Here is a 21,910-nt window from a genome sequence, read left to right on the forward strand (position 1 = left end):
TTGTCTCCACGGACTGACGCGGTAAAAAGGGTGAAGCCATGCGCTCACGATTGCTCAGGATACTCAATTCAGTTCTCTTTTTATCACGCGGCACAGGGTAAAAGGAAGGCATGACGACATCAATTGCTTGCACCAGCCAGGCCGGCAACACCACACCGGTCAGGCTATCTATGTGCATGCTGAAAGTATAGACGATGCGAAAAAATTATTACTGGGCAACCTCGTACTGAACGCAGCTGGCATCGCGGCAATGCGCACGCTGCCACGCGACTGACGCGGCATGGCTGGGGCCTACTTTCCGGCCTCGGCGGCGGCATGCATGGACCAGACGACGCTGAGGATTTTCCATTCGCCATCGCGCTTGAGCATTTGCCACGCTTCCACGCCATAGTTGGACAATTTGTCACCGACGAGGAATTCGTAGTCGAAGTTGACCCACGCCACATGGCGGTCCTGGGTGATCTTGACGTTGTAGAATTTTTCTTCCGTGCGCTGCGGTTCGCGCTTGATGAAATTGGCGAAACCGACGTAGCCGGCCGCCCCGACGCCGTCGAAGTGGACGTCCGTCGTGTCGCGCATTTTCTTGATGAAAGCGTCGTCAGCGGGCGAAGCGAACAAAATGTTCGTGTGCAGCATCAGCGACGACAGCAGCTTGACATCCTTGGCGATCAGGGCCGCCTGGAAGTCGGCGACGACTTTTTCGATGGCGCGGATATCGTCAGGCGTGGAGGCGTGACGGCCCACATGAGGTGGCGCCGCTGGCGCAGTCTGCGCTTGCGCAATGCCTGCCGTCAGCAGGGAACATCCGAACAGAACTGCGCTTGCCAATTTGTGCATGGGGGACTTTCATGGCGAACTGCTCGCCGGGCTGGCACGAGACGTGCCGCCGGCAAGCTTATGTTAACCATGGCAGATTGGCAATCCCCCTGAAGACCTAGTTCAGGCAGCCAGGGCCTCGATCGACGCGCGGCCCCTGGCAATCGCACTGGCGACGGCATCGTCTCCCATGGCCACGCCTTCGGCTTGCACGAACTCGATGTCGGTAATACCGATGAAGCCCAGCGCCGTGCGCAGATACGTGCTCAGGTAGTCATATGCGGCACCAGGGCCTTCACTGTAGACGCCGCCGCTGGCCGTGAAAATAAGCGCTTTCTTGCCAGTGGCAAGGCCGACGGGGCCGGTCGCCGTGTACTGGAAAGTGCGGCCCGCGCGCGCCACGTGATCGATCCACGCCTTCAGGGTCGATGGCACGGAAAAGTTGTACATGGGCGCTGCCAGCACGAGCACGTCCGCGGCCAGCAATTCATCGACCAGGGTATCGGACAATTGCACCGCCGCTGCCGCCTGCGCGCTGCGCTGCTCTGCCGGCGTGAAGAAAGCGCCCATCACCTCTTCCGTCAGGTGCGGCACGGGCTGCAAGGCCAGGTCGCGTTCGACGACGCTGGCCCCTTGCGCGACCAGTTTCGCCACAAATTCGCCGGACAATTGGCGCGACAGTGAACCGCTGTTACGCACGCTGCTATTGATGTACAAGACCTTGCTCATGAATTGCTCCTATGGAAATGAATGAGGGGATGGGGCCACATCGCAGCCCTTGCACACAGCATAGTTCGGGTCTACCATCGATGAAACCTTATAAATATCAATGTTTAGCATCGAATTTCTAGATATGGAGCCACCATGAGAGAACCGGGCCAGCCTTCGCTCGACCAGTTACGCGTGTTTGTCGCCGTCATCGACGCGGGCGGCTTCGCCCACGCGGCGCGCCAGTTGCACCGCACGCAGTCGGTGATCAGCTACACCATCGCCAACCTGGAAGAACAACTGAATGTGGTACTGCTCGACCGTAGCAAGCGCAAGCCCACCCTGACGGACGCGGGCAAGGCCCTGCTGGCCGATGCGCGCGCCGTGGCCCTGAAGGTCGACGGCCTGCGCGCGCGCGCCAAGGCGCTGGCCGGCGGGCTGGAAGCGGAAGTATCGGTGGTGGTCGACGTGATGTTTCCCACCTGCGTGCTGGTGCGCGTCCTGGAAGCGTTCCAGGCGCAGTTCCCCACCGTCGCCCTGCGCCTGCGCATCGAAGCCATGGGCGCCGTGGCGCAGCTGGTGATGGATGGCAGCTGCCACATCGGCCTCGGTGGCTGGATGACGGCCACGGCCAGCGTCTTTGAGCGCCTGGCCGTGGGCCACGTGCGCCTGATTCCCGTGGCCGCGCCCAGCCACGCGCTGGCACAGCTGGCAGGGCCGATCGCCTCCAGCGTGGCGCGCGAACACGTGCAACTGGTACTCAGCGACCGCAGCGACCTGACGCAGGGCCAGGATTTCGGCGTGCTGGGATTGCGCAACTGGCGCCTGGGCGACCTCGGTTCAAAGCACGCCTTGCTGCGCGCGGGACTTGGCTGGGGCAACATGCCAGAAGCGATGGTACGCGACGACCTGGCAGAAGGCCGCCTGGTACACCTGCCGCTGGCCGTCGACAAGGGCGAGAATTATCCGATTTACCTGATCCAGCGCGCCGACACGCGGCCCGGCCAGGCGGGCAAATGGCTGACCGAGCGCTTTGCGGAGCAGTTGCCGCTGCTGGAACAGGGGTTTTAGAAGCGCGCGCAGACGGGTATCATGCCTCAGCAAGCCCCAAACAACTGCTGGGGTCAGTCCCTGCGGAATCGCAACCCGTCCCATTGGGACGGGTTGCCCCGACGGGGCTGACCCCTATTTCAGACACAACCTTGAAGAGAATCACCATGGCCGGCATCGACGACTTCGTCAACAAACAAAAACCTGGCGCGCGCTTCGTCATCACGGCGCAGATGCTGCGCATGACGCCGCAGCAGTTCGACTCACTGGCGCAGGAATGGATGGAAGACGGCGGCCCCGGCTTCGACGTGGCAGGCATCCCACACCGGGTGGTCGTCGACGGGCAGTTTTATATCGGCCGGATCACCGTGCAGCGGCACGGCGAGCCGGGCTCAGGGCTTATGATCTAATCGACGCCCAGCACGTGCAGGCGGCGCCGCAGGCGCGCCACTTCTTCCGACAAGTCGACCACCAGCGCAGCCAGTTCCGCATTCGCGTCGAACACAGATTCGATTTCGTGCAGGCGGCGCGCGCGCACCAGATCCAGGCTGGTGAAGCGCCAAGCCGTAAGGTGCCCCGCTGGCGGGCCATTTTGCAGCAGCACGCCCGTCTGCACATGCTGCACCACCCAGTCCGGCTCCACGGCGCAGGCGCGCGCCAGTTCCTCCAGGCTCAGGGCACGATCTTCGAGCAATTCGCCAATTACCTTGTTTGTCATGATTTACCCTCCCAGCTTCTGGCGCGGATTGAAAGCCATCTCGCGCGCCATGGTTGCATACAGTTCGCGCGCCTTGTCGTCGTTTGCCAGCGGCAGCACCACTTCCAGCAGCAGATACAGGTCGCCCGGCTGGGCGGCGGGAATGCCGCGCCCTTTCAGGCGCAGCTTGCGCCCCGTCTGCGAATTGGGCGGCACGCTGACGGCCACCGTACCTGACGGCGTGGGCACGGCGATTTCGCCGCCCAGCGCCGCCTCCCATGGCGTGACGGGCACCGTCTCGAACACGTCGCGCCCTTCCACCTTGTAGCGTGCATCGGGCTGGAAGCGGATTTCCAGATACAGGTCGCCGGCTGGCGCGCCGCCGCTGCCCGGGTTCCCCTGCCCCTTCATGCGCAGCTGCTGGCCCTCCGTGACGCCCTTCGGTATCGTCACTTCCAGCGTGCGCTCGCGCGTCACCACATGGCCTTGCGCATCCGCTTCGGGCACGCGCATGACGATGTGACGCTTGGCGCCCTGGTAACTGTCGTGCAAATCGATGGTGATGGCGGCGTGGCTGTCCTCGCCCTGCATCTGGAAACTGCCGCCGGCGCGGCGGCGCCCGCCCACGTGGGCAAACAGGTCGGCAAAGAAGTCGCTGTCGTCGGCGCCCGACGCTTCGTAGCCCGAACCCCAGTCCGGCGGCGGCCGGAATGGCTGCCCTTGGGCGCCCTGGTTACGCCCCAGGTCATCGTAGGCGGCGCGTTTTTCCGCGTCGCCCAGCACGCCATAGGCTTCATTCAGGGCCTTGGTGCGCTTGTCGGCGTCCGGCTCCTTGCTCACATCGGGATGGTATTTGCGTACCAGCTTGCGGTAGGCCTTCTTGATCTCGGCCTCGGTCGCCGTCTTTTCGACGCCAAGCTCCTTGTAGTAGTCCTTGTATTCCACCGTGCTTGCTCCCCATGGTTGAACTGCCTGTGGGAAGGGTACACGAATTGGCGGCAGCATAGCGCGCGCACAATACAACAACGCCCGCGAAACACGGGGTACGCGGGCGCTGGAAGGGAAGGCCGAAACGCCTAGCGCACGCGGCGCAGCGAGGATATACGGCGGTCGAGGCCACCGTGCAGGCGGCCGTAGCCGCCTGGCCCCATCACCACGCAGCGGCCACGAAAGTTGGCATCGACGCAGAACTCCCAGCGGCCGTAGTTGACGACGATCGATTCGGCGCGGTCGTTGAAGCCATAGCGGCTCAAATCACGCACTTCGCGGTCCAGGCGCACGGGCCGGCCGCGCATGCCGGCGTCAGGAAACATCAGCACGGCGCCATTCATGTCGGGACGGTGTCCGCCGCCATGGCCCGGGCGGCTCACTTCGCGCACGGAGGAAACGGCGTCGTTCATGCCCGGCATGCTGTCGTAGCGGCCAGGCTGCAGCACGCGGCAGTTGCCCCGGTAATTGGCGTCCTTGCACACTTCCCAGGCGCCCGAGCGCACGATGATGCTGGAGGTCTTGTCGTTAAATCCCATGCGCGACAGGTCGCCCGTATCGGAACGCAGGGTGACCGGGCGGCCGCGGAAACCGGCGTCCTCGAACACGGTGATTTCGCCTGCGGACGCGGCAAGCGGAGCGAGGAAGGTGGCGGCGCACAGCAGCGCGGGGCGGAAAGATCGAACCATGACAACTCCAATACTGAGACATTTTCGCCAGTGTAGTCCGGGCGGCAGGCGGCGAGTGTAACAAAGGGCAAGCAAATGTCAGCGCACGGCAGCGAATGTAAAAACCGCCCGGCGGGATCAACCCGGCAGGCGGCCTGTCAGCATGTGTGCTGGAGAAAATCAGCGCACGCGGCGCAGCGAGGAAATCTGGTTTTCCATGCCGTTCAGGCGACCATATTCGCCCGGTCCGATCACTTCGCAGCGGCCATGGAAGTTCGAATCGCTGCACACTTCCCACTGTCCCTCGTTGACGACGATGGACGAGGCGCGGTCATTGAAGTTGTAGCGCACCAGGTCTTCCGCATTGCGGTCCAGCGCCAGCGGTTCGCCGCGCATGCCCGCTTCGGGGAACAGCAGGACGGCACCGCGCGGCTGGTACTGCTGTTGCGGATACTGCTGCTCGTATTGCGGCCGCTGATACTGCTGTTCAAACTGCTGCTGGCGCCGCGCTTCGCGCTCGTCGACCATGCGTGCCGACGAGACGCGCCCATCGAGGCCGCGTCCAAGGTCGTCGTGACGGCCGGGGCCAAAGATGCGGCACACGCCGTTATAGTTCGAATCGCTGCACAGCTGCCAGTAGCCGTTATAAACGACGATGCTGGTGGTGCGATCGTTGAAACCGATGCTGACGAAATCGTCCGTGTCGCGGTTCAGCCGCGCCGAGCCGCCATTCTGGCCTGCGCCCGAATACACTTCGAGGGTGCCGCCACGGCCATAGCCGCCATTGCCCCGGTCGGGATCGCGTCCCGGGCGTCCCGGATTGTAGTCATCACCACGGCCCGACTCGCGCACTGAACTGATGGCGTCGTTCATGCCCGGCATCGAGCTGTACTCCCCCGGCCCCAGGGTCTTGCATCTGCCGCGAAAGCCGGCATCTGTACACACATCCCAGGTGCCCGAACGCACCACGATGCTCGACGCCTTGTCGTTGAAGCCAAAGCGCGACAGATCGTCCGTCGTCTCGCGCAGGTTCACCGCGCGGCCACGGAAATCAACGTCTTCGAACAAGGTGATATCGCCTGCATGGGCGGCCGCATGGGCCCCCAGCGAGAGCAGCAAGGTCGCCGCGCATGCCAGCGTGTGTTTGAAAGGGCCCGTCATGATTAACTCCATTCTTCATTCTTTGATGATGATTTGCCTGGCTGTTGCGCCAGGATGCTAGTGTAACAAATACAAGGCCACGGAAAAACGCGGTCACACGCTCAATATCACATGCTCGATACAGCCGGCGCAGCGAGGAAAACCGCTGGCCCGCATCGTCCCGCGCAGGAACACCGCGCCCCAAGGACAAGTGATCGACATGACAACTGCTGTCAGTGTAGCCATCCGTAGAAAAAACGGTGTAACAAAGTATGGGAAAAGCACAATAATTTGTTACTAAAAGCAAGAGCAGCCCCCACGGAGCCTGTTATTGCCATTTACCTTGCCATGCGCCTTGTATCAACGCACATCAATCAGCGCAATCCCGGACGTCAGGGTCGCTGCGGCGGACAGGCACGGCGAATGCCGGTAGAATCTTGTGTTTAGTTAAGCTTGCCGCTCATGCCACACACTACCTCGTTCACGCTGCCCGCCGTCCGTACTGAAATTTCCTCGCTGTGGAAGCTGGCCTGGCCCATCCTGATCGGCCAGCTGGCCACCGTCGGCATGGGCGCGGCCGATGTGGCGATGACGGGCCATACGAATCCCGAGGAACTGGCGGCCGTGTCGCTGGGCGCGGCCATCTGGTCCATCGTGCTGGTCACCGTGAGCGGCATCATGATGGCGATCAATACCTTGGTAGCGCATGAAATCGGCGCCGCGCGCCACGACCAGGTGCCGCACATCGTGCGCCAGTCGCTCTGGAAGGCGCTGCTCGTGGGCCTGGTGGCTTGCCTGCTGACGAACATGGCGGCGCTGGTGTTCGACCACCTGATGCTCGAACCCGCTGTCGCGGCCAAGGCCAAGCTGTTCGTGCACATCATCAGCTGCGCGCTGCCGCCGTTCGCCGCCTACCGCGCGCTGTACGGCTACAGCACCAGCATCAACCAGACCAAGCCCGTGATGGTCATCGCGCTGGCCGCCCTGGCGCTGAACATTTTCGTCAACTACCTGCTGATCTACGGCCACTGGGGCATGCCGAAGATGGGCGGCGTGGGCTGCGCCGTGGCCACCACCTGCTGCGTGTGGATGATGCTATTGGCCATGCTGGTCTGGATCAGGATCGCCCCCGCCTACCACGCCACGTATCCATTCACGCATTGGGAATGGCCGCAACCGTCGTCCATCGCCCCCATGCTGCGCCTGGGCCTGCCCATCGGCGTGACCTACTTTGCCGAGGTGAGCGCCTTTGGCGTCATCAGCCTGCTGGTGGCGCGCTTCGGCGTGATCCAGGTGTCGGCGCACCAGATCGCCCTGAATTTCTCGTCCGTCGTCTTCATGGTGCCGCTCACCTTCGGCATCGCGCTGGTCACGCGCGTGGGCCATGCCGTGGGCGAAGCCAATCTGCACCGCGCGCGCTTCATTTCGTGGGTGGGCGTGGCCATGTCGCTGACGGCGGCCATCGTCTCGGCCACCGTCATCACCGTCTTCCGCCACCAGATCGCGCAAGCCTATACGTCCGACCCGCAGGTACAGGCGCTGTGTGCGCAGCTGCTGCTGTTTGCGGCCCTGTTCCAGCTGTCCGATGCCACGCAAGTAGCCACCTCGTGCGCCATCCGCGGCTACAAGGTGACGCGCCAGCCGATGCTGATCCAGCTGCTGGCCTTCTGGGGCTTCTCGCTGCCGATCGGCTATGTGCTGGGACTCGCGCCGCAAGGCTTCATCTGGTCGCCGGCCGAACCGATGGCCGCCGCCGGTTTCTGGATCGGCCTGGTGACGGGCTTGACGGTGGCCGCCGTGCTGCTGACCTGGTACTTGAACCGGCTGTCGCTGCAGCGCCTGCGCGCCGCCCGATAAGCCAACAAGGAAACCGCCATGCCGCAACAACGCCCCTTCAGGCAAGTCGATGTTTTCAGCACGATGCCCTTCTTGGGCAATCCGCTGGCCGTGGTGCTCGACGCGAATGGCCTCGATGACGCGCAGATGCAGGCGATCGCGCGCTGGACCGGCCTGTCGGAAACCACCTTCGTGCTGGCGCCGCGCGATCCCGCCGCCGATTACCGCGTGCGGATTTTTTCGCCCGAGATGGAATTCCCGTTCGCCGGCCACCCGACCCTGGGCACGGCGCATGCCCTGCTCGATGCGGGCATGCGGCCCAAGGGCGCGCGCATCGTGCAGGAATGTGGCGTCGGCCTGGTGCAGATAGAACGCGGCGCAGGCGGCGTGCTGGCGTTCCAGGCGCCGCCCTGCACCACGCATGCGCTCGCCCCCGCGCTGCTGCCGCTGCTACAAACGGCGCTGGGCGACGCGGCGGCCGCTGGCGGCACCGTCGTCGACATGGGCATCCGCTGGCTGTGCGTGCCGCTGCCAAGCGCCGCGGCCTGCCTGGCCGTGCATGCCGACATCGCGGCGCTGACGGCATTGCTGGCCGCCTCAATGGCTGACGGACTGGCCCTCTACGGCGCGCACGGCGCCGACGGCCCGACCGATTACGAAGTGCGTGCGCTGCTCAGCGAGCACGGCGCGCTGGTCGAGGATCCCGTCACCGGCAGCGCCAACGCCTGCATCGCGCACCTGCTGGCGGGCGCCGATTACCGCGTGCGCCAGGGCACCTGCCTGCAGCGCGACGGCCGCGTGTCCGTCAATTTCCGCGATGGCCACGCCTGGATAGGCGGTGCATGCCTGACCGTGATCGCAGGTACGATATTGGCCTGAACCAGGGAAAGCGCCATGGAATGGGCGGCTGTTGGATATTTTTGACGAAGGAAATACGGCCAGGCACGTCTTATTCCGTGGCCGGGGCTATCGCATAAACAGGCACGCTCTGGTATCGTCTTACGCTTAGGCAACGCTCAAGCTCGCCTTTGCATGCAGTGCCATTCATTCTTCCAACTACCGAGACATCCATGCGTTTTATTCTTTGTTTTCTGGCCGCGATGGCCAGCGTTCCCGCATCGGCTGAAAAGCTGACCCTGGAACGCATCCACGCCGATCCGGCACTGGCCGGCCCCGGCGTGCGCTACCTGAAGGTCTCGCCCGACGGCGAGCGCGTCACGTTCCTGCGCGGCCGCGCCGACAACCAGTTCCAGCTCGACCTGTGGGAATTCAAGCTCAAGGACAAGAGCACGCACCGCCTGATCGACTCCAAGGCGCTGGTGCCGAATGAAACGATTTCGCCGGAAGAGCAGGCGCGTCGCGAACGCGAGCGCACAGCCAGCCTGAACGGCATTCTCAGCTACAGCTGGTCGCCCGATGGCAAGCAGCTGCTGGTGCCGCTGGCCGGCAATCTGTACCTGGTCGATGCGACCCACCCGGACCAGGCGCGCCTGGTCGCCAAAGGCAATGTGCTGGACCCAAAAATCTCGCCGAAAGGCCGCTATGTGTCGTTTGTGCGCGATCAAAACATCTATGTGATCGACCTCAAGACGAACAAGGAACGCCAGCTGACCACGGACGGCAAAGGCACCATTCGCAATGGCGAAGCCGAATTCGTGGCGCAGGAAGAAATGGGCCAGCGCACCGGCTACTACTGGGCTCCCGACGACAGCGCCATCGCGTATAAACGCTACGACGAAGCACCCGTGCCCGTCGTGCGCCGCTTTGAAATCTTCGCCGACCGCACCGACGTCGTCGAACAGCGCTACCCTGCCGCCGGCGACCCGAACGTGCTGGTGCAGCTGCTGATCGTCTCGCCGGAAACGGGCGCGCAACGCCAGGTGGACCTGGGCACGAACCCGGACATCTACCTGGTGCGCGCCGACTGGAGCGCGGACAGCAAGTCGCTGGTGTACCAGCGCCAGTCGCGCGACCAGAAGACGCTCGACCTGGTCGCCGTCGATGCGGGTACTTTGGCGCAGCGCACCCTGCTGACGGAAACGTCGACAACCTGGGTCAGCGTCCATGACGACCTGCGCTTCCTGTCGAACGGCACCTTCCTCTGGTCGTCCGAGCGCACGGGCCGCAACCATCTGTACCTGTACGACATGCGCGGCAAGCTGCTGCACCCGGTCACTTCGGGTGAGTGGGGCATCGACAGCGTGCTGGCCGTGAACCAGAAAACCGGCAAGGTCTATGTATCGTCTAACCGCGACGCGGTGATCGACAAGCAGACCTACGCCCTGGCGCTCGATGGCAGCACGGCGGACAAGCCGCAGCGCGTGACGAAAGCGGACGGCTGGCACGACACGACGTTCTCGCGCAATGGCGAAGTGTTTGTCGACACCTACTCCGACCCGGCCACGCCGCCGCAAGTGAGCATCCGCCGTCCGGACGGTTCGATGGTGGGCTGGCTGGAAGAAAATGCGCTGAACGCCAGCCACCCGTACGCGAAATACAAGGCGGACCACCTGCCGACGCAGTACGGCACCCTGAAAGCCAACGATGGCCAGACGCTGTATTACTCCATCGTCAAACCGTCGAACTTCGATGCGAGCAAGCGCTATCCCGTCTACCTGTCGACGTATGGCGGCCCGCACTCGCAGCACGTGGCTCGCCGCTGGGGCAACAACTTCGACCAGTACATGGCGCAACAGGGCTTTGTCGTCTTCCGCCTCGATAACCGGGGTTCGTCGCGCCGCGAACGCGCGTTCACGGACGCCATCTATCACAATCTGGGCGCAGCCGAAGTGGCGGACCAGCTGGTGGGCATCGACTGGCTGGGCAAGCAAAGCTTCGTCGACGCGAAGCGCATCGGCGTGTTTGGCTGGAGCTACGGCGGCTTCATGACCCTGCGTTTGCTGTCGGCAGCATCCGACAAGATCGCCATGGGCGTCTCGGTGGCGCCCGTGACCGACTGGTCGCTGTACGATACCCACTACACGGAGCAATTCCTCGGCATGCCGAAGGAAAACGTGGATGGCTACAAGGCCAGCACCGTATTCGCCCACCTCGACGGCTTGAAGTCGCCGCTGCTGCTGGTGCATGGCATGGCCGACGATAACGTGCTGTTCAGCAACAGCACGCGCCTGATCGACGCCCTCGTCAACCGCGGCGTGCAATTCGACCTGATGACGTATCCGGGCGCCAAGCACGGCATCTCGTCGCGCGCGGGACAGCGCCACGTGTACAAAAAAATTGAAATGTTCTTCAAGCAAAACCTGATGAAGCCAGCACAGTAAGCTTGCGCTGCATCCAATAAAAAACCGCCGCCTGTCTTGCGACAGGCGGCGGTTTTTATTTTGTACTGTACTCAATGCGATCAAGCACAGTAACGACATCTGACAGGACCGTAGCGAGCGGAAGCCAATTGTGGCCGAGAAGCGGAACTGTGCTGTGCACGGGGCCGCCGAGGCAGTGAGCATCGCAGGCCGCAAGTCACGACGCGCAGTAGGTCTTGTCAGGTGTCTGCCATTATGGTTTGCGCGTGATGGTCTCTACCGCATCTTTCACATCGCCAACTTTCTTTTGCACTTTGCCTTCCACCTGGTTTGCCAGGCCCTTGGCTTGCTGTTCTTCGCTGCCGACGACTTTGCCAGCGGCTTCCTGGATTTTACCGCCGACTTCCTTCAGTTTACCTTCGACTTGATCTTTGTTCATGATGAATCCTCACTGTAGTTGGTACATCTGTTGTCCAGCCCGCAAGGGCCGGTACTGCGGCTCACACGCTGTTGCAAACTGCTTGCTGCGTGTTGATGTGTCCATAGTACGCAAGGAGGATCAAAAGCTCTGTACGGTTCCTAACACAGCACTAACATCGCCGATTACGCCACCGTGTCCTTGCGCCAGACGGTGGCCAGCCACGGCTGCTGTTCGCGTGGCAAGCCCGGCGGGCGGTAGTACTGCTCGACCAGGGTAAAACCGGCCGCCTGCACGTACGCGGCCCAGTGCTCTTCGTCGTGGTAGCTGCCGTAGCGCGCGCCATTCCAGCCTTCCTGGTTCTGGCCGCGCGGGTTTGAGCTGAACAGTACGCCACCGGGCTTCAAGCATGCGCACAGGGCGTGCAGCACGCCAGCCAAGGCGGCGCTGGGCACGTGAAACAGCACGGCATTGGCGAACACGCCGTCGAAGTGCGCGGTGGGCAGATCGAGGTCGACGAAATCCTGCTGCCACACGGTACAGCCGCTGTAGGCGCGCGCCATCTCGACGAAGCGGGGACAGCCATCGACGCCTGTGGCATGGTGCCCCAGGGCCGTGAACGCCTTCAGATCGCGGCCCGGGCCGCATCCCAGGTCGAGGATCGCCAACGGCGCGGGCTTGCCGATGGCGGCCAGCAGCGCGGCGATATTCTGGCTGACGTCGTGGTCGCGCGTGCCTTCAAAAAACTGCTCGGCGCTGGCGTCGTAATGGGCCAGGGTGCGTCCGGTGATGGCGTGGATGGGGTCTTGCGGTGGGGTCGGCTTCATGGCGCTCCTGTCATCGATGGGCGCATTTTACGCTGCCGGCCCGCTTACCGGCCGGCAGCGCAAGCGCACTTACCAGACGCGCACCCGTTGTTCCGGCGCCAGGTACAGCTGCTGCCCTGGCTGCACGTCGAAGGCCGGGTACCAGGCGTCGAGGTTGCGCACGGTGGCGGCACGGTACTGCGCCGGCGCATGGCCATCGGTGAGGATTTGCTGGCGCGCCGCCGCTTCGCGTGCCTTGCTGCGCCAGCTGACGCCGTAACCGGTGAAGAAATCACGGTCCGCGCCCGCCTGCGCAGGTTTGCCCTGCTGCGACAGGGTGAATGCGTCATGCGCGGCGGCCACGCCAGCCAGGTCGGCCAGGTTTTCGCTCAGGGTCAGCTGGCCATTCACGGCCAGATCGGGAAATGGTTTATAAGCCGCGAACTGCGCCACCAGTTGCTGGGACGCCGCCTGGAAATGCGCCAGATCGGCCGGCGTCCACCAGTCGCGCAGCTTGCCCTGGGCATCGAACTGCGCGCCCTGGTCATCGAAGCTGTGGCTGATCTCGTGGCCGATGGTGGCGCCGATGCCGCCATAGTTGGCCGCATCGGACGCTTGCGGGTCGAAGAACGGCGGCTGCAGGATGGCGGCGGGGAAGTTCAGCGCATTTTGCAGCGGCAGGTTGACGGCGTTGACCAGCTGCGCCGGCATGGCCCAGGCCTTGCGGTCAGGCGACTGGCCCAGCTTGGCCAGCTCCTGCTGGTAATGAAACTGTTCCGCCCGCTGCACATTGCCCAGCGCGTCGCCGCGCACCACGCGCAAGCCCGCATAGCTGGCCCAGCGTTCCGGGTAGCCGACGCCCACATACAAGGTCTTGAGTTTTTCCTGCGCCTGCGCCTTGGTGGCCGGCGCCATCCAGTCCAGCTTGTCGATGCGGCGCGAGAAGGCGGCGACGATATTGCTCACCATGTCCTGCACGCGGGCTTTCGATTCCGGCGGGAAATAGCGCTCCACGTACAGCTTGCCGACGGCGTCGCTCAGGGCCGCATTCGTCGCGGCCAGCGCGCGCTTGCTGCGCGGCGACTGCTGCGGCGTACCGCTCAGGGCGCTGCCATAGAAGGCGAAGCGCTGGTCGGCGGCCGCCTTCGGCAAGGTCGTGCTGAAATGGTTGATCGCGTGGAAGGCGAGGAAATCCTTCCAGGTGGCCAGCGGCACGCTCGCCACCAGCGCGGCGCTGCCCGTCATGGCCGTCGGGTGCCAGACGATGAAATCTGTCTGCCTGCCCAGCCCTGCCGCCTGGAAAAAGGCTTTCCAGTCCAGGCCTGGCGCCTTGCTGGCAAAGTCGGCGGCACGCCACGCGTTGTTGCCCTTGGCGACATCGGCCGAATCCTCGCGGCTGGCGTGACTGGCGGCAATCTGCTGCTCCAGCGCAAACACGCGCGCGGCGCGCGCTGGCGCATCGCTGTAGCCGGCCTGCTTGAGCATGGCGGCAATATGCGCCTGGTAGCCCGTGCGCAAGCCCTGCATGCGCGCGCTGTCGGCCTGGTAAAACGCGCGGTCGGGCAAGCCCAGCCCGCCCTGCAGCAAATAGGCCACATTGCGCGTGGTGTCGTTCAAGTCTTGCGCCACCCACAGGCCGAACAGGTTTTCCGTATAAAAATTGGTGGCATTGAGCGGGTCGACATCGGCGCGCAGGCTCTCGCCCAGCGCACGGGCCAGTCCCGCCTGGTCGCGGATGCCATTAATCTTTGTCAACAAGGGCTTGATCGGCGCCCAGCCTTTCGCTTCGATAGCCGGTTCGTCCATCCAGGAACGGTAAAAATCGCTGACCTGACGCGCTGCCGCGTCCGTCTGTGGCGCCGCCGCCAGGCCTTCGACGAGGCCGATGATGCGCTCGTTGGTCGCGTTGGAGAGCATGGCGAACGAGCCCCAGCTGCTGCGGTCGGCGGGAATCTCCGTGCTGCGCAGCCAGTCGCCATTCACGTAGTCATAGAAGTCGTCGCCGGGCAAGGCCGTGGCGGCAGCAGGGACAGAGGCGCTGGCGGCCGCCTGCTGGCCATGCGCCTGGGCCGGTAAATAGACCAGAGTGGCGCCGGCCAGGGCGATGGCGATGGCAGCCTGAACTGGCGTCAGGGACCAGGGAAAACGCAAACCGTGCATGGCGATCCTTTCGATGAAAATAGCCAAAATCATAGCCTGAAATCAGACCTTTTTCGGGCCAAAAAACCGTCCCCTAACTTTTTTGCATACGCACAAAAAATCGGCATATAGTTGCACGACCCCGTGCCGCGTGCACGCCAAGGAGATTGCCATGCAACTGGAAGCGCTGTTCCAGCAACCCCACGCCCTGCCTACCGCCCCGAGGATCGTCGATGAACTGGTACGCAGTTTCGACAACCCCGCCATTGCCATCGAAGACATCGCGCGCCAGTTGGGTGCGGACCCGGTGCTGAGCGCCAAGCTGCTGCGCTTGGCCAACTCGGCCCATTACCACGTTTCACGCAGCGTCGGCACGGTCGAAGACGCCGTGCTGATGCTCGGTTTTGTTACCGTGCGCACCCTCGTCATCAGCTCGGGCCTGGTCAGCGGATACAAGGCCGTACCCGGCCTGAATCTGCCGCAGTTCTGGCGCTACAGCCTGCACAGCGCAGTATCGGCCCGCTGGATCGCCAGGCAGACGGGCGACAACCAGGACCTGGCATTCACCATCGGCATGATGCATGCGATCGGCCAACTGGTGATCCATGCCGCCATGCCCGAGCAAGCCATGCAGCTCGACAAGATCGCGCCGCCGCTCGATGCGCGCCGGCTCGACGCGGAACGGGTGTCGCTGGGCTATGACTATGCGCACGTGGGCGCCGAGCTGACGCGCCGCTGGAAGTTTCCCAGTACCTTTGCCGATGCCATCGCCGCCTTTCCCGACCCGCTGGCCAAGGTGCCTTTGAACCGGCTGGCCGCCATCGTGCACCTGGCCGCCTGGCGCGCGCGCATCGATGAAAACCAGTTGAGCAATGAGGAAATCATCGCCTGTTACCCCAACGACGTGGCCGAAGCGCTGAGCTTGCCGCCCTCGGTACTGGTGGACAGGATGCCGCCGCCTGCCGAACTGAGCGCGGGACTGGAAGAACTCGTTAAATAGTGGCAGGTGCCGGCATCGTCGCTTCCAGCAACCATGCGGGTTTGCGGGCGATGCCGGCGACCGGCAAAAAATCATCTAATTATTTTCACTTTTTTTCAAAAACACCCTCAAGTTCCCGATCAGCACGCCGTTAATCTAGACAAGCGGTAATCCATTCACTAGTTACGGGTGTGCTCATGACCTCCAACGACGTTCTCTCGATGTATGAAAATATTGCAGGAATGACCAATAAAATGGTTGTGGCCGCACGTTCGAGCGACTGGGATGGCTTGGATACCCTGGAAAACCAGTGCGCCAGCGCCGCCAGCACGACCATGACGGGCAGCGTACCTGCCCTGGCTGGCGCCTCGCGCCTGCGCAAGATCGATTTACTCAAGCAAATCCTGGCCAATGACCGCGAAATCCGCGCCATCACGGAACCGTGGATGACGCAGCTGTCGAATGCCATGCCAGGATCGCGCGCCCACATGTAAGTCAATAAGCAAGCTTGCAGCACCAGAAACACCACCCGCGGGTGCTTTTTTTACGTCTGCCGCCGTGCCAGGCAGCGCGGCATTGGCGGCGCTCAGGAAGAAAAGAGGGGGAATTTGGAAGGCGAGCCCCAGGTATCTCCTGGCGTCGCCTCGCTGCCGGTTGCATCCGGCGTTCGCGAGCACATCGTCGGCATCGCAAACCGCTTCCAGACCCAGGCGTTTATGCAACGCTACACCTGTTTGCCGCGCCACACTATCGTTGGTGACTGCGACAGGCTGGGACTGTTTTGTCGTAGAGCAAGTCCACTGCATTAATCATATCACCATCTTTAAAAAATAAGCAACACGATAGACAGGCACTTTCTGTCTTTTTTAAATATCTTTTCTTGCATCAAATTTTTAGCGCGGCCTTGCAGCAGCATTAACGCGAGAACGGCTCCGGTTCCGGCTCGGCCGCTTCCTCCTCCAGCGCTTCCGTCAGCACCGGCACATCCTTCTTCTTGCGGCCAAATGGCTTGCGCAGCAAGACCCAGTATTTCGAGGGCGCGCCCGGCCCCGCCGCTTGCTTGCGCTTGCGCACGACATACACGATGAGCGCCGTCAGCAACAGGAAGATCAGGGTGCCCACACCCAGCCACAGCAAGCCGTTGCCGCCCGCTTTCTTTTCCTTGTCAGCCGCTGGCGCCGCATGCAGGGGCTTGGGCTTGGCATGGGGCACTTCCGTCACGACTGGCGCTGCGGCAGGCGCAATGGCAGCGGTCGCAGCGACGGGCAGCGCCAGCGCCTGTTGCAAGACGCCGATCTTGCCTTCCAATTCACCGAGCTTTTCATTCAGGGCCACGTTTTTCTGGCCCAGCGCCACGCACGCTTCCGCCAGCCCGGCATCCGCCTGCGGCGCGCAAGCGGCCACAGGCGCGATGGCGCGGCGTAACGGCGGCGGGCGCAACGCAGGGGCAGCCGGCATGGTCGCGGCGGGCGGCGGCACTCGCGCGGGGCGCACGAGGCCCTCGGCGCGCGCACGAGCCGCCAGCGCGGCGGCATCGGGCGGCGGCGCACCGGGCACAGCGCGCGGCTGCGGCAACGGCAGTGGCTGCGCCAGCGGCACAGGCGCCGGAATGGCGGGCCTGACTGGCGCACTGGCGGCGACGGCGGCGGGCGGTACCGGCGTCAGCCACAGCGTACCGAGGCGCACGATGGCGCCACTGCCATTGCCCAATAATAAATACAAATGCACATGACCGGCCTGGATCGCTTGCCGGGTGGTCACGCGCACATAGTGCCGCCCACCCCGCTCCAGCGGGCTGATCGTCAAGGTTTGCAGGGCCGGGTCCATGCCGATGCCGCCGCCCCGGTACACATCAGGCGAGGCCAGGCGCACGGCCACGCCACTGGCTTCCTCGGGCGCCAGGGCCGTCAGTTCGATCTCGGCCAGCAAGGGCTGGCCCACGTGCGACAGCACCGCCATCTCGCCCAGTTCGGCCGCCATGACGGGCGACAAGGCCAGGCTGGCGGCGGCGCACGCGATCAGGGACCAACGGGAAACAATGCTGCTTTGCATGGACTGATCGCTTTGATAACAAGATAAAAATGGGAACTCGCCTGTCTTTAACGGCAGGAAATCGCAAAAATATAGATGGGCCATGGCAATAATGATGCAATACAGCATCATCCTGTGCCTTTTTGACGTCTGGAGTACACTCGTTTTACCTCCATCGATGAAAGGGATGCCATGAGTAGCAGAATCGAACGCGACAGTTTCGGCCCGATCGACGTACCCGCCGACCGGCTTTGGGGAGCGCAAACGCAGCGCTCACTTGAGCACTTCCATATCTCCACGGAAAAGATGCCGCCCGAACTGATCGCCGCCCTGGCCACCGTCAAGCGCGCGGCCGCCCACGTCAACCTGGACTTGGGATTACTGGATGGCAAGAAAGCCATCGCCATCACGCAGGCAGCCGACGAAGTGCTGGCTGGCAAGCATGACGCAGAATTCCCGCTGGCCGTCTGGCAGACGGGCTCCGGCACGCAAAGCAATATGAACATGAATGAAGTGCTGGCCAACCGCGGTTCCGAACTGATCGGCGGCTTGCGCGGCGCCGAGCGCCTGCTGCACCCGAACGACGACGTCAACCTGGGCCAGTCCTCGAACGACATCTTTCCGACCGCCATTCATGTGGCAGCTGCCCTGGCCGTCGCAAACACGGTCTTGCCGCCCCTGCGCCAGCTGCGCGCCACGCTGGACGCCAAGGCCACGGAATTTGCCGACATCGTCAAGATCGGCCGCACGCATTTGCAGGATGCCACGCCCTTGACCCTGGGCCAGGAATTTTCCGGCTATGTGGCGCAGCTGGACTTTGCCGGGCACATCATCACGGCATCCTTGCCGCCGCTGCTGCAACTGGCCGCCGGCGGCACGGCCGTGGGCACGGGATTGAATGCCCACGTGGAATTTGCCGGCCGCATCGCGCTTGAACTGGCGCGCCTGACGGGCCAGCCGTTCGAGACGGCCAGCAACAAGTTTGCCGCCCTGGCCGCCCACGATGCCTTGGTGGCCGCCCATGGCGCGCTGAAAACCCTGGCCACGGCCCTGATGAAAATTGCCAACGACGTGCGCTGGATGGCGTCCGGCCCCCGTTCCGGCCTCGGTGAAATCACGATCCCTGAAAACGAGCCGGGCAGCTCCATCATGCCGGGCAAGGTCAATCCCACCCAGTGCGAAGCACTGACCATGCTGTGCTGCCAGGTGTTCGGCAACGATGTCGCCATCACGGTGGGCGGCGCCTCGGGCAATTTCGAGCTGAACGTCTTCAAACCCTTGATTGCGCACAACTTCCTGCAAAGCGCGCGCCTGCTGGGCGACGGCATGCGCAGCTTCGACGAGCATTGCGCGCACGGCATCGCGCCGAACCGTGGTCGCATCGCCGAACTGATGGAACGTTCCCTGATGCTGGTCACGGCGCTGGCGCCCCACATCGGCTACGACAAGGCGGCGCAAATTGCCAAACGGGCCCAGCACGAAGGCACGACCTTGAAGGAAGCGGCGCTGGCCCTGGGCTTTGTGACGGAAGAGCAATTCAGTGCGTGGATCGTGCCATTGGAGATGACGCGACCCAACAAAAGCTAAAGCTCAGCCTGCATTATCCCTGGCTTCATGTAAACTATGACCTTAGTTGATGCCGTCATAAAGTGTTTAAAACACATCATTGCAATAAGGGATACAATGCAAAAAGTAAGCTTTGATTTAACATCCGAGTTCGTCGAGCTGAACCAGCTTTTGAAGCTGGTGGGCTTGTGCGACAGTGGTGGCGCAGGCAAGGTCATGGTCGATAGCGGCGTGGTGAAAGTCGATGGCAAGAAGGAATTGCGCAAGACTGCCAAGATCCGCGCCGGCCAGGTCGTCAGCGTGGGCGATATCCGTATCACGGTCGTCGCTCCTGTCTGACCCCCGCATGGGGCGCGAAAGCAGCCCCATGTGTCCAGCCAGCATGCCTGCCAACCCGGCTGCCCGGATCAAGCTGCAACTGTCGTTATTGTCAGATAAATATCGATTGCAGAAGGGAAGCGCCATGGACCATCCCGAACAAGGTACGCGCAGCCAGGAACGCCTGATCGGCGACTTGCGCCAGGTAATAGAAAACGCGGAAGAATTACTGCGCAACACAGACAAATACACTAGCAGCCTGTACCAGAGCGCGCGCGCCAGACTGGAACTGGCCCTCGTCGCGGCCACTGCCGAACTCGCCCGCTTCGAAGAGGAGCAAGTGACGCGCATGATGGACGCCACCCTGGCCGCGAATGCCCTGTACTGCGATCAGACGGGCGAAGCGCGCCTGCTGCGGGCCTTCGAGTAAACCGTCAACCATTACGCTGCCAGCACCGCATGCGTCAGCCACTGGCGCAAGTGTGCCGCCAGGTCAAATACCGGGTCCCGCTCGAACGCCACATCGAGCGCGGCGCCAAACGTTTGTCCTTGCTGCAACGCCAGCAGGGCCGCGTGCGTGGCCGCATCCACTACCAGCACCTGCGCCTTCCAGCGCGGCCGGCATACCAGTGCCCAGCTCGCCACCTGCATATCGTGCGGAAACATTCCCTGCCCTTCCCCCTCCTGATGCGCCTGCCACAAGACGGCCACTTGCCAGTTCGATGCCAGCAAGGCGCAGGCAGGATGCAAGGTCAAATGGCGCGCTTCGAGCTGATCAGGATGCAAGGCGGCCAGCGACTCGGGCGCCAGCGCCTGCGCATCGGGCGCGTAATGGGCCAGGTGCAAGGCCCATTCCAGGCGCGCCATGTCGGGCAAATACGGGAGTGCGGCCACAGGCGGGAAAGCAGCCAGAAAATCGGCGAAACGGGCGCCAAACTGGTTCAAATCGGCACTATCGGATGGCATCTTCCGGCCATACGCGCGCGCCAGGCCAGCAAAGAAATCCTCGCCCACCAGCGCCAGCACGACAGGATAGGCCTGACCCAGGGTGCGGCGCCAGGTGGCGCCCAAGTTGCCGCGGTACAAAGAGAAACGCTCTGATACCGCCTCTCCCGCGAACGATGGCAAAGTTGCCCCAGTATCCAGCAAGGCCGTGACAAACGCTTGCTGACCGGCCGCCAGCGTATCGGCAGGAACGGCCGGCGCCGCCGCCAGCAGCGTTCCCTGCCATGGCGCCTGCGGCGCATGGCGCGCCAGCATGGTCTGGGCCTTGTCCGCTTCGCCCAGCAGGATATCGAGCGGCGGTAAATGCGTATCCCATTCGACCAGGGTGGGCAAGGCGCCAAAACGCAGCAGCGCGGCCGCATACAAGTCCCAGACGGGATCGGCCACGGCGGCGCCATGGTGGTCGATCACGGCCTGCGGCGTCACCAGATGGCCGCCCAGGTGCAGTTCGCCCACGCTGCCCGGCGCGATACTTTGCAGGGCAAGCAGGCCATCTTCGCCGTGGTTGCACTGGTTCACATACAGGTTATTGATATCGAGCAGCAGCCCGCAGCCGCTGCGGCGCGCCAGCTCCGCCAGGAATTGCGCCTCGCTCATGGCATCGTCGGCAAAACGCAGGTAAGTAGAGACATTCTCCAGCAAGATCGGCCTTTTCAGCACATCCTGCACGCGTCCCACCCGTGCGCACAGCAAATCCAGGGCGGCGCCATTCAAGGCCAGCGGCAACAGATCATTGAGTTGCTGCTGCGCCACGGCGCCCCAGCACAGGTGTTCCGACACGAGGGCCGGCTCGATGCGCTCCACCACGGCACGCACGCGCTGCAAATGGGCCTCGGAAAAGCCGCGCGCGGAACCCAGACCCAGTCCCACGCCATGCAGACTGATCGGGTAATCGTGGCGCAGGGTCTGCAACACATGACTATCCCAGCCCGACGGCTGCAGATAATTTTCGGTATGCACTTCCAGCCAGCCCACCTTGGGCCGGCGCGCCAGGAAGTCGCGGTAGTGCGCGGCCCGCAAGCCGACGCCGGCACCGGCAAGCGCTGAAACTGGCGGCATGGGCAGGCTGCGGACGCTTACGGCTGCGTGGCCGGTTTGGCAGCCTTGCCGGCCTTGATGGGATTGACGGAGCCGCCCGCCTGTTCGCAGGTGCCCTTGGCAACATAGGTCCATTCCGTGGGCAAGTTATCCGCCTCCGCCTGGCCCGCGCAGGAATGCGCGCCATCGGACGAGGCACAATCGTTCTGCCCGGCCTTGGCCACGCCGTAGCATTTCTCCTTGTCGCCGGGGGCGGGGCCATCGTGCGCGGTCGCGTTGACGGAGGTACCGGCGCAGATGCCCGCGAGGGCGGCGGCGATGAGAGCTTGACGTTTGTTCATGGGGATTCCTCTTGCATGGGTCAAAGTAATTGCTAAGTAATCGCGCTAAGTAATCACGCGGCAAGTCACGACACGCACCAGGCTGCGCCATGGGCAACGCGAGGTGA

General features: G+C 63.3%; 22 protein-coding genes. 10 read left to right on the forward strand and 12 right to left on the reverse strand.

The window, feature by feature from the left end:
- Window positions 1–291 precede the first annotated feature (291 nt).
- Entirely contained in the window at window positions 292–837 is a 546-nt protein-coding gene (locus ACQ4WN_RS04765) for a Cif family virulence factor (protein WP_436550487.1), read from the reverse strand.
- A 102-nt stretch (window positions 838–939) separates the two neighbouring features.
- A complete protein-coding gene (locus tag ACQ4WN_RS04770; RefSeq protein ID WP_436550488.1) occupies window positions 940–1,545 on the reverse strand; it encodes an FMN-dependent NADH-azoreductase in 606 nt (201 codons plus the stop codon).
- Window positions 1,546–1,680: 135 nt separating this feature from the next.
- Between ACQ4WN_RS04770 and ACQ4WN_RS04775 the strand changes: the two genes are divergently transcribed.
- Both ACQ4WN_RS04775 and ACQ4WN_RS04780 read left to right on the forward strand, forming a co-directional pair.
- Window positions 1,681–2,595, forward strand: a complete 915-nt coding sequence (locus ACQ4WN_RS04775) for a LysR family transcriptional regulator (RefSeq protein WP_436550489.1) — start codon at window positions 1,681–1,683, stop codon at window positions 2,593–2,595.
- Window positions 2,596–2,741: 146 nt separating this feature from the next.
- Complete coding sequence (locus ACQ4WN_RS04780; RefSeq protein WP_436550490.1) at window positions 2,742–2,984, forward strand: hypothetical protein; 243 nt, start codon at window positions 2,742–2,744, stop codon at window positions 2,982–2,984.
- Here ACQ4WN_RS04780 and ACQ4WN_RS04785 read toward each other — a convergent pair.
- From ACQ4WN_RS04785 to ACQ4WN_RS04800, 4 genes are all read right to left on the reverse strand, one after another.
- Entirely contained in the window at window positions 2,981–3,292 is a 312-nt protein-coding gene (locus ACQ4WN_RS04785; protein WP_436550491.1) for a chaperone modulator CbpM, read from the reverse strand. The genes ACQ4WN_RS04780 and ACQ4WN_RS04785 overlap by 4 nt on opposite strands.
- A gap of 3 nt (window positions 3,293–3,295) precedes the next feature.
- Window positions 3,296–4,216, reverse strand: a complete 921-nt coding sequence (locus ACQ4WN_RS04790) for a DnaJ C-terminal domain-containing protein (RefSeq protein WP_436550492.1) — start codon at window positions 4,214–4,216, stop codon at window positions 3,296–3,298.
- Window positions 4,217–4,347: 131 nt separating this feature from the next.
- A complete protein-coding gene (locus tag ACQ4WN_RS04795) occupies window positions 4,348–4,947 on the reverse strand; it encodes a beta/gamma crystallin family protein (RefSeq protein WP_436550493.1) in 600 nt (199 codons plus the stop codon).
- 159 nt (window positions 4,948–5,106) lie between these two features.
- Window positions 5,107–6,087 (reverse strand): beta/gamma crystallin family protein, encoded by a 981-nt coding sequence (locus tag ACQ4WN_RS04800; protein ID WP_436550494.1) that lies wholly within the window; start codon window positions 6,085–6,087, stop codon window positions 5,107–5,109.
- Between the two features lie 441 nt (window positions 6,088–6,528).
- On the opposite strand from ACQ4WN_RS04800, the gene ACQ4WN_RS04805 reads away from it, so the two are divergent.
- The 3 genes from ACQ4WN_RS04805 to ACQ4WN_RS04815 all read left to right on the forward strand — a co-directional run bounded on the left by ACQ4WN_RS04805 (window position 6,529) and on the right by ACQ4WN_RS04815 (window position 11,183).
- The gene (locus ACQ4WN_RS04805) at window positions 6,529–7,923 is read left to right on the forward strand and encodes an MATE family efflux transporter (protein WP_436550495.1); all 1,395 of its coding nucleotides are present in this window, start codon (window positions 6,529–6,531) and stop codon (window positions 7,921–7,923) included.
- 18 nt (window positions 7,924–7,941) lie between these two features.
- Window positions 7,942–8,781 (forward strand): PhzF family phenazine biosynthesis protein, encoded by an 840-nt coding sequence (locus ACQ4WN_RS04810; RefSeq protein ID WP_436550496.1) that lies wholly within the window; start codon window positions 7,942–7,944, stop codon window positions 8,779–8,781.
- A 191-nt stretch (window positions 8,782–8,972) separates the two neighbouring features.
- Entirely contained in the window at window positions 8,973–11,183 is a 2,211-nt protein-coding gene (locus ACQ4WN_RS04815) for a S9 family peptidase (RefSeq protein WP_436550497.1), read from the forward strand.
- A gap of 232 nt (window positions 11,184–11,415) precedes the next feature.
- Here the strand turns inward: ACQ4WN_RS04815 and ACQ4WN_RS04820 are convergent, their stop codons facing one another.
- The 3 genes from ACQ4WN_RS04820 to ACQ4WN_RS04830 form a co-directional block, all read right to left on the reverse strand.
- Window positions 11,416–11,601: a CsbD family protein gene (locus ACQ4WN_RS04820; RefSeq protein WP_116743435.1), complete on the reverse strand. Its 186-nt coding sequence runs from the start codon at window positions 11,599–11,601 to the stop codon at window positions 11,416–11,418.
- Window positions 11,602–11,765: 164 nt separating this feature from the next.
- On the reverse strand, window positions 11,766–12,407 hold the full coding sequence (locus ACQ4WN_RS04825) for a class I SAM-dependent methyltransferase (RefSeq protein ID WP_436550498.1): 642 nt from the start codon (window positions 12,405–12,407) through the stop codon (window positions 11,766–11,768).
- Between the two features lie 69 nt (window positions 12,408–12,476).
- On the reverse strand, window positions 12,477–14,546 hold the full coding sequence (locus ACQ4WN_RS04830; protein WP_436550499.1) for a M13 family metallopeptidase: 2,070 nt from the start codon (window positions 14,544–14,546) through the stop codon (window positions 12,477–12,479).
- 151 nt (window positions 14,547–14,697) lie between these two features.
- On the opposite strand from ACQ4WN_RS04830, the gene ACQ4WN_RS04835 reads away from it, so the two are divergent.
- Both ACQ4WN_RS04835 and ACQ4WN_RS04840 read left to right on the forward strand, forming a co-directional pair.
- Window positions 14,698–15,525 carry an HDOD domain-containing protein gene (locus ACQ4WN_RS04835; RefSeq protein ID WP_436550500.1) on the forward strand — a complete coding sequence of 276 codons (828 nt, stop codon included), beginning with the start codon at window positions 14,698–14,700 and terminating at the stop codon, window positions 15,523–15,525.
- 176 nt (window positions 15,526–15,701) lie between these two features.
- Complete coding sequence (locus ACQ4WN_RS04840) at window positions 15,702–15,998, forward strand: flagellar protein FliT (RefSeq protein WP_436518563.1); 297 nt, start codon at window positions 15,702–15,704, stop codon at window positions 15,996–15,998.
- A 421-nt stretch (window positions 15,999–16,419) separates the two neighbouring features.
- On the opposite strand, the gene ACQ4WN_RS04845 is transcribed toward ACQ4WN_RS04840, so the two are convergent.
- Complete coding sequence (locus ACQ4WN_RS04845; RefSeq protein ID WP_436550501.1) at window positions 16,420–17,556, reverse strand: type IV pilus assembly protein FimV; 1,137 nt, start codon at window positions 17,554–17,556, stop codon at window positions 16,420–16,422.
- A 171-nt stretch (window positions 17,557–17,727) separates the two neighbouring features.
- Here ACQ4WN_RS04845 and fumC point away from each other — a divergent pair, with 171 nt between their 5' ends.
- From fumC to ACQ4WN_RS04860, 3 genes are all read left to right on the forward strand, one after another.
- Window positions 17,728–19,122, forward strand: coding sequence for a class II fumarate hydratase (gene fumC, locus ACQ4WN_RS04850; RefSeq protein ID WP_436550502.1), 1,395 nt, complete (start codon window positions 17,728–17,730; stop codon window positions 19,120–19,122).
- A gap of 96 nt (window positions 19,123–19,218) precedes the next feature.
- Window positions 19,219–19,440 carry an RNA-binding S4 domain-containing protein gene (locus ACQ4WN_RS04855; RefSeq protein ID WP_035825476.1) on the forward strand — a complete coding sequence of 74 codons (222 nt, stop codon included), beginning with the start codon at window positions 19,219–19,221 and terminating at the stop codon, window positions 19,438–19,440.
- 124 nt (window positions 19,441–19,564) lie between these two features.
- Window positions 19,565–19,849 (forward strand): hypothetical protein, encoded by a 285-nt coding sequence (locus ACQ4WN_RS04860; RefSeq protein WP_436550503.1) that lies wholly within the window; start codon window positions 19,565–19,567, stop codon window positions 19,847–19,849.
- A gap of 11 nt (window positions 19,850–19,860) precedes the next feature.
- Here the strand turns inward: ACQ4WN_RS04860 and bufB are convergent, their stop codons facing one another.
- Together bufB and ACQ4WN_RS04870 are read right to left on the reverse strand one after the other, a co-directional pair.
- A complete protein-coding gene (gene bufB, locus ACQ4WN_RS04865; protein ID WP_436550504.1) occupies window positions 19,861–21,483 on the reverse strand; it encodes an MNIO family bufferin maturase in 1,623 nt (540 codons plus the stop codon).
- A gap of 17 nt (window positions 21,484–21,500) precedes the next feature.
- Complete coding sequence (locus tag ACQ4WN_RS04870) at window positions 21,501–21,803, reverse strand: BufA1 family periplasmic bufferin-type metallophore (protein ID WP_436550505.1); 303 nt, start codon at window positions 21,801–21,803, stop codon at window positions 21,501–21,503.
- Window positions 21,804–21,910: the final 107 nt, after the last annotated feature.

The sequence above is a fragment of the Janthinobacterium pasteuri genome (assembly GCF_051380775.1).
In the GTDB taxonomy this organism is placed as follows: domain Bacteria; phylum Pseudomonadota; class Gammaproteobacteria; order Burkholderiales; family Burkholderiaceae_D; genus Janthinobacterium.